Annotated in this window: 10 protein-coding genes; 9 read left to right on the plus strand and 1 reads right to left on the minus strand. The window is 53.1% G+C overall.

The genetic code is table 11. The features are described from left to right. From J7M22_18080 to J7M22_18120, 9 genes are all read left to right on the plus strand, one after another. Window positions 1-697, plus strand: a 697-nt coding sequence (locus J7M22_18080) for a hypothetical protein (protein ID MCD6508514.1), incomplete at its 5' end; no start/stop codon positions are given. After that, a complete protein-coding gene (locus J7M22_18085) occupies window positions 681-1,454 on the plus strand; it encodes an amidohydrolase (GenBank protein MCD6508515.1) in 774 nt (257 codons plus the stop codon). The genes J7M22_18080 and J7M22_18085, both read left to right, overlap by 17 nt. 1 nt (window position 1,455) lies before the next feature. After that, on the plus strand, window positions 1,456-2,250 hold the full coding sequence (locus J7M22_18090) for a hypothetical protein (protein ID MCD6508516.1): 795 nt from the start codon (window positions 1,456-1,458) through the stop codon (window positions 2,248-2,250). Between the two features lies 1 nt (window position 2,251). Next, window positions 2,252-3,034 carry an amidohydrolase family protein gene (locus J7M22_18095; protein MCD6508517.1) on the plus strand — a complete coding sequence of 261 codons (783 nt, stop codon included), beginning with the start codon at window positions 2,252-2,254 and terminating at the stop codon, window positions 3,032-3,034. A 75-nt stretch (window positions 3,035-3,109) separates the two neighbouring features. Then, window positions 3,110-4,129 carry a hypothetical protein gene (locus J7M22_18100; GenBank protein MCD6508518.1) on the plus strand — a complete coding sequence of 340 codons (1,020 nt, stop codon included), beginning with the start codon at window positions 3,110-3,112 and terminating at the stop codon, window positions 4,127-4,129. Window positions 4,130-4,141: 12 nt separating this feature from the next. Then, a complete protein-coding gene (locus J7M22_18105; GenBank protein MCD6508519.1) occupies window positions 4,142-4,645 on the plus strand; it encodes a hypothetical protein in 504 nt (167 codons plus the stop codon). Window positions 4,646-4,906: 261 nt separating this feature from the next. After that, a complete protein-coding gene (locus J7M22_18110) occupies window positions 4,907-5,455 on the plus strand; it encodes an RNA polymerase sigma factor (GenBank protein ID MCD6508520.1) in 549 nt (182 codons plus the stop codon). A 23-nt stretch (window positions 5,456-5,478) separates the two neighbouring features. Further along, window positions 5,479-6,624 carry a hypothetical protein gene (locus tag J7M22_18115; protein ID MCD6508521.1) on the plus strand — a complete coding sequence of 382 codons (1,146 nt, stop codon included), beginning with the start codon at window positions 5,479-5,481 and terminating at the stop codon, window positions 6,622-6,624. Further along, entirely contained in the window at window positions 6,608-6,895 is a 288-nt protein-coding gene (locus J7M22_18120) for a hypothetical protein (GenBank protein ID MCD6508522.1), read from the plus strand. Before J7M22_18115 ends, J7M22_18120 begins: the two co-directional genes overlap by 17 nt. Window positions 6,896-6,934: 39 nt before the next feature. Here J7M22_18120 and tnpA read toward each other — a convergent pair whose 3' ends face one another. Next, a complete protein-coding gene (gene tnpA, locus J7M22_18125; GenBank protein ID MCD6508523.1) occupies window positions 6,935-7,231 on the minus strand; it encodes an IS200/IS605 family transposase in 297 nt (98 codons plus the stop codon). Between the last annotated feature and the right edge of the window lie 105 nt (window positions 7,232-7,336).

Consider the following 7,336-nt stretch of genomic DNA (forward strand, 5'->3'; position numbering starts at 1 on the left):
AGATTTTGGCGTTTGGCTTCCCCATTCGGAGGAAACTTTATCTTCCGTCCTGGTTTCACCACTTCGATTTTCGGAAAAACCGCGAAAGTATAGCCTATGGGGAAATTTTGATGTGGGGGAGTTTGATGTCATACTTGAAAAATTCCGCAGTAAGCCTTACCTGGTGATAGATGTCAGAGATAATGAGGGAGGTTCAGATGGACTCGCCGCAGAGGTTGTTGGCCGTTTCATCGATAAAAAAGTCCTTTGTAGCATAAGCTTCTATCGCCGTGCTGGAACGAACATTTACGAGAAGTGGATTGGATTTGCTGAACCGAGAGGGGAATGGCGCTATGAAGGTAAAGTGGCTGTCCTAATAAACGAAGGATGTGCGAGTGCATGTGAACATTTTGTATCAGGTATGCTTGAAGCCGGCGCGATTCTGGTCGGTGTCCCGACCAGCGGCGCCTGTGGATTTCCAAAAGCGATTAAATTGCTCGGGGATACCACTCTTTTTTGCTCGACGACCTTCCCATTGCACGGAAAGATACCATCACCTCTCAACGGTATACCACCGCATCTTCTTGTGACTCCAAGCCTTGAAGATATACGTTCAGGGCGTGATATCGTACTGTTGGAAGCGATAAGGCTTCTGAAAGGGGATATACCGTCCACATATCGTCAGCATACGATGAGGAGGGATGGACATGGTTATTGATTGCCACGCACATCTATACCATCACAGCCGTCCGACGTGGGAGGAAGATGATAGGAAAGTCATCGAGGCAGCGGACAAGTTGGGCATCGACAAGTTATGTTGTTCTATACTCACCCCACGGCGTCCGTCAACACCCGAGGGTTTCCGAGAATGTAACAGATGGGTCGCCGAGGCCATGAACCGTTTCCCAGGGAGAATCCTCGGCTATTGCTACGTCAATCCTGGATATCACCGGGAGGCCCTCGATGAAATCCGACGCTGTGTTGAGGATCTGGGATTCATCGGGATCAAGCTCTACAACGAATACCGCTGTAACGAGCCTGTGGTGTTCCCTGTGGTCGAGCTCGCCATCGAGCTCCGCGTCCCCATCCTGCAACACGCCGGGCATATGCATTACTTCGTCGAGGAGCAGCCCCGCATCTCGGATGCCGGCATGCTTGCCGAGCTCGGGCGGAGATATCCGGAGGCGACGTTGATATGCGCCCATGTGTGCGGAGGCGGCGATTGGGAGTGGACGATAAAGGCGTTACGCGACGTGCCGAACGTCTATCTCGACACGAGCGGAAGCGTGACGGACGAGGGTGTGATTGAGACGGCAGCGGAACTCCTCGGGGCGGAACGTCTCCTTTTCGGCTGCGACATGTCTATGACGGCGGGGATTGGGAAGATCCGCTCCGCCGATCTCAGCAAGGATGAGAAGAGGAAGATACTGGGCGGGAACATGGAGAGGATACTGAGCATGAGGGAGGTGAGGTAACATGGGGGCGTTTCTGATCCTCTCCCTCCTTCTCGCCGGGGCGGAGGGGAGGTTCCTGGTGTTCTGGTGCCCCTGGCCCGACGAGCTTAAACACGCCACCCACATCACGCCTCAGGTGTGGGTCGAGGGGGATGAAGGAGCTAAGAGGAGGTATCTGAGGTTCAGCCAGAAGTTTTGGCTCGAGAGGGGCGTCCTTCCGCTCCGCTGGATGGGAGGGGTCTGCTATAAGGATAAGCCAGAGGGATGGTTCGTCTCATACTGGAGCGGCGCCTTCAAGATAGGTTACAGAGGCATCGCCATAGACGAGTTCGGAAGCGGGGATGAAAGCGTGGATGAGAAGATGGCCAGAGCCCTCGTCCGCACCAAGGAACTGTGCCCCGAGCTGTTTATCGCCGTGTGGCACGCCGGGGGTTTGAACGAGGTGCTGGCCCGAGCCTACCGCCGGGGAGCGGACCTGGTGATGCTCGAGGCGTATGTCGGGGGGAAGAAGGGTTTTGAAAAGCTCTTTTCCCAGAAGGTTGAGGCGGCACGCAGGTTCGGCATAGTGAGCAAAACGATCCTCGCCCTGGGGATCAACGACAGGGCTGAGGAGAGATACAGGAGACAGTGGGGGGAGTGGGCTAACAGCGAGGAGGAGCTGGAGACGCAGGTGCGGTGGATCAGGGAGAACGCCCCCGACATGCCTGGAGTGGCGTTTTTTGCCTCCTCGGCCAGTAGGAGGTTAGTGCTTTTCGCCGATAAACTTTGTGGCGATGACCTCCGCGAAACGAGGTCGGACGACGAAAGGGGGTATTGAGGTGCTGATTGACGTGAACGCCTACCTCGGGCACTTCGCCTTCAGGCGGCTGAGACACAACACCGCCGACGGGCTTCTCAAGCTCATGGACAGACACGGCATAGACAAAGCGATCGTCTCGAGCGCCAGCGCCATCACCTATCGAAACGCCCAATCGGGAAACGAGGAGCTTTTCGAGGAGGTGAAAGGTCATACCGATCGTCTGATACCGTTCGCCGTCATAAATCCCACCTATTCGGATTGGCTCCACGACCTGAGGATATGTCACGACGATTTCGGGATGCGAGGGGTGCGGATGTATCCCAGATGGCACGGATATTCGCTCCGGGACGGAGGTGCACGTGAGCTGGTTCACGCCGCAACGGAGCTTCACATGATCGTCTCCATACCGGTTCGCGTCGAGGACCCACGTCAGAGACACTGGCTCCTTGATGTGCCGCTCGATGAGATCGCCGGCCTGATACGGGCATATCCCGAGGCGAGATTCATGATACTCGAGGGCATCAGATTCACGAGCAGCCTGCTCGGCCGAAAGGGAGGCGATCTACCCGGCAGTTACCTGATCGAGATATCCCGCCTGACCACCCTATTGCATGCTGAGATGCGCCAGTTGATCGAGAACGTCGGGGTTGAACGGCTAGCTTTCGGCACGGGGATGCCCTTCAAATATCCTGCCCCTGCCCTGTTGAAGATCGAGGTACTCGATACTGACGAGGACGAGAAGGAAGCGATACGGTGGAGAAATGCCGCCGAAATGCTTGAATGGAGCGGCGTAACGCTATAAGCAGCTACAGTATCAGATTCCCGGAGTTAATTTGCGGGTGGGCGGCAATCCGCTGCCGTGATAAGGAGGAGAACGATGAACACACCGGATTTCTATAAGACTGATCTGAAATCCCTGGAGAAACGGCTGGCGAATCTGAAAAAGGGCGGAAGAAAACAGATCGGCCTTTCGGCGGGGAAAAGACCGATTTATGCCGTTTTCTACGGCGAGAAGGAACCGATAGAGAGAACGGCCAATCTATCGTCCGCTCTTGCGGCTCAGAAACCTGAGGCGTTCTTCGGAAAGAAACGCCGAAAGCAGGTTCTCATGATAATCTCCGCCGTGCATGGAGCGGAGATGGAAAGTATCGCCGGGGTGATGAACTTATTGAGCGTGCTGGAGACAGGAAAGGACCTGAAAGGACAGGCATGGCCCGAGCTAAAAGCCGCCGCGGATCGTCTGAGGCTGGTCATCGTTCCCTGTCTCAATCCGGACGGCAGGGCGCGTATTCCATCTGATGATCCGACGAGGTGGACGGAAGCGGAGCGGGAGAAGTACCGACATGGGCTCTATTTGGATGGAAGCCCCATCGGCTGGCCGGCCTGCAAGGTACCTCATCCTCGCGATCCGATGCAACATGCTTTTCTGGGCGGATATTTCAACGATGCGGGAGTCAATCCCCTTCACGGCGTTTTCCTTCCGCCAGAGATAGCTCCCGAAACACATGCAGCCCTCGCCTTGGCGTTAGAGGAGACGCCAGATTGTGTGTTAGATTTACATTCCTGCGGGTCGGGTCCCTTCTTTATAGTTGGAGATGTCGCCCTGCCGGAAAGTTACAACCGACGGCAGTATTATATCGATGGTTTTTGCCGACGGCTTCTTCAAGAGAGGTTGGGCATTCATCGGCCATGGATGGTGCAGGGGAAGGAGGGAGCGCTGACTTTGAACAGCACCTACTATCACCTATGCGGCGCATTACCGTTGATCTTCGAGGGAGCGCATGGAGCACATGAGGGTAATCGTTACACACACGGACAAATTGTGGATATGTATTTAACCATATTTGAGGGTCTGATGATAGTGGGAAGTAGAGAAGGGTTTAAACCGCACCGATGATGGAGGGATGGAGTGAAGGATATAAAGTTATGGTATGGGCACGTCATGATTGAACCGAACACGCCTGTTGTGGCAGGAAGTCATGGCACATGGCGACTCACATACATCGCCGGTAGATACGGCATAGACAACAGCGGGGCGATCATTATGCCGGAGATGCTATCGTTCGCCATAGCCATACTGTTGAGATATATGACGGGATATGAGGAGGGGAAAGGGGTGGATACCAGAGGGAACGAGGTGGAGGGAATGCTGGGGGTGGACGAGAAAGGGGAGACCTATTACATCGATGACCCCAGAGCCGATAGGATATCAAGGAGGCTGAGGATGAACCTCTCCAGGGACGAATCGGAGCCGATACTCGATGAGATCCTGGCCGACGAGGGGATGTTCAGGCGTAACCTTCTTGAAATGCCCGAATTGGCGAGCACGATAAAGGGGTATTATCATCGCATAAAAGAGAGAGGGCTTGAATCGACGATTAAGGAAAAAATTTTTCCCTGTCTTTCCTCATAGCGCTTTCCTTACAGTTAAGAATCCCTCTTGCTGAGGAGCTCTTCAGCTCCTCTTCCAGCCTGTTGTGATCCGGCTTCACGGGGAATCCTATCTCCTTCAAGATATCAACGATACAGCAGGGCTTGATGGAGTTCGATGTATGGGAAGCCATCCCTTTCATTTTCCATCTAACCGAGCACGAAGGGGTTGACGAATTTTTCCGATCCCATAATCGGAAGATCCCGTCTTATATATTGCAAAGTCCGAGAGAGGATTTCGCCGATGGCCGAGAGTAACAGGTTCGAACAGCTCTACAGGAAACATGTGGATGGAATCTTCAGATTTATCAGACAGATGATGGGAAATGAGGATGACGCCGAGGAGCTCACGGCGGAGACGTTCTTCAGGGCGTACCGATCGTTCTCAAAATTGAGGGATGCGGGCAAAGCGAAAGCGTGGCTCTACCGCATTGCCTATAACCTCTGTATGGATGAATTGGAGAAACGTAGGAAGCTATCGGTTGTCCCCCTGGAAGATGAACCGGCGATCGGGTATATCTCAGCAGGTGATCCCTCTCCATCGGCGATCCTTGAGCGAAAAGAGATCGCGATCTGGGTGAGAGATATCCTCTCTCGGCTTTCACACGATTATCAGACCGCCCTCATCCTCGGAGAGGTTGAGGGGTTGAGCAACAGGGAGATAGCAAAGGTCATGGGAAGAACTCCTATAGCCGTCAAATCCCTGAGACAACGTGCGCGAAACGCCTTTAAAAGGGAGGCGATGAAATCCCTGAAAAGGCTCGGTTTAAACCTCGATGATCTCTTAAAATAACGAAACATAAGGAGGTTTTAACGATGCAGGCGAAATGCAAAACGGAACTTCTCCTCAAATACCTTCAGATAGCCAACATCAATAACCCGGAACAGAAGCTCTATTTGGAGGGCACCGATGAACATCTCGTTCTGGAGACACAATTCGACGGGATGACGATTAAAACCAAAATTCCGGCGGATGTCCGCGAAAAGGGCAGAATTACGGTCTTCGCCCCTTTGGAAACGCTTAAGGGGATTTTAAGCGATATCGACCAGCCCGAAGTGACACTGAATTTCGATGGGGAAAGCAGCCTACTCTCCATCTCCATCCACGATGGAGTCTACTCGCTGTTCGGTAGACAGGTGGATTCAGGCTCCTCTTCGGAGGATAAGGCCGAGTTGGAGGATGTGAAGGAGGCGGTTTTGGAGAGCAAGGAGCTCCTTAACGCCTTAAGGAGAACGGTCTTTGCGGTGGGAAAAGATCTCGCTTCGTTGAGGAGGAGATTCCTCGCGGGTTTGCTGCTTGAGCTTGAGGAGGATGAATACGCTCTTGTCGGGAGCGATGGGATAAGAATGGCCATAGTGCGGGTGAAACGGCCGAACCTGCTGAGAAGGAGCTGTGAATTCAAAGCAGGACACGCCATTCCCTTCCCCTACTGCGAGAAGCTCATCGAGGTTTTAGAAATCCTCCCCTCACGGCAGGTCTATATCGCGCAGAGCGAAAGGGAAGCGATTTTCGACTTCGGGGATGTCCAAATCCGTTGTGGGCTTATCCCTGAGGGATATCCCGATTATAAGGGTGTGATGCCGAAGGATGGGAAACCTACAACCGTTTGGGTGGACAGGAAGAGGTTGATCTCAGCTTTAAGATCTGCTGAGCTGCTGGCTCCTCAAAGGACGAAGGCGGCGAGGCTGGAGGTCTTGGATAACACCCTGAGGATTCGAACGACGTCGGAGGAGATGGGACGTTCAGAACGTCGAATTCCGGTCAGGCAGGAGGGGGATAACGTCTCCCTCGTAGTGAACGTCCAGATGCTCATTGAAAACCTGAGCCATACGGATGCAGATGAGATAGCGATGGAGTTGTGGGGGCCGCTTTCGCCTATGCTCCTCCGCCTCGAGCCGAACTATTCGGTGATCTTCATGCCCAGGATACCGATGAGGTTGTCCGATGAAAGGGATACTTGAGCTTCTAAAGGAGTCCTTCGAAGGGGAAGGGCTGTCGGAGGTTAAGAGGGAAAACCTCTACGATCGGATTCTCGCTAAGATCGAGCTCCATGAGCTTTCGCATTCCGAGCAACTGCTTCTCCATCTTGGGGAAGGTGAGGTTATCGTTCAAGGAGAAAAGCCCAGTTGGTCTTGGTCTGTACAAATGTTTGCTAGGATACCCCCAAACTATAATGAGGGAAGATATAGTCAATTGCACACCTCCGAGCTAATAGAATTTTCAGACGGATAACTCATGAAGAGCGGTGTATGAGGGACTCTATGCTCGACTTTATAACTCGACTTTTGCAGTAACTCTACTGGTAGAGGCGATCCTCGCAGGGGAGAACCTTGGAGGAGCAGACAACAAGATATGAATATGATCAGGCATAATTTCCATCTCTATTATCTGGAGATCATATTCCTCAGCTATCTGGAAGAAGATATCCCTTAACTCATCTTGAAACAGGGATAGGATCTTCTTCCTATATTTTGGAGCCCAAACGAAGCCGCTTTCCTCCCCACCGCAAGCGGTGGGGCATCCAGCGGCGATTTTCGTGAACCTGTACATCCTCCTTATCCTAATCAAACCCTCTCTGCCATACCTTCACCGCAAGGGGATACCTCTCTCCCCATTTCTCCTCCAGCCTCTGCAGAGCGGCCAATGCCCCCTCCTCATTGGGAGCCTTATAGA

This window comes from Candidatus Poribacteria bacterium (assembly GCA_021162805.1).
In the GTDB taxonomy this organism is placed as follows: Bacteria; Poribacteria; WGA-4E; order B28-G17; family B28-G17; genus JAGGXZ01.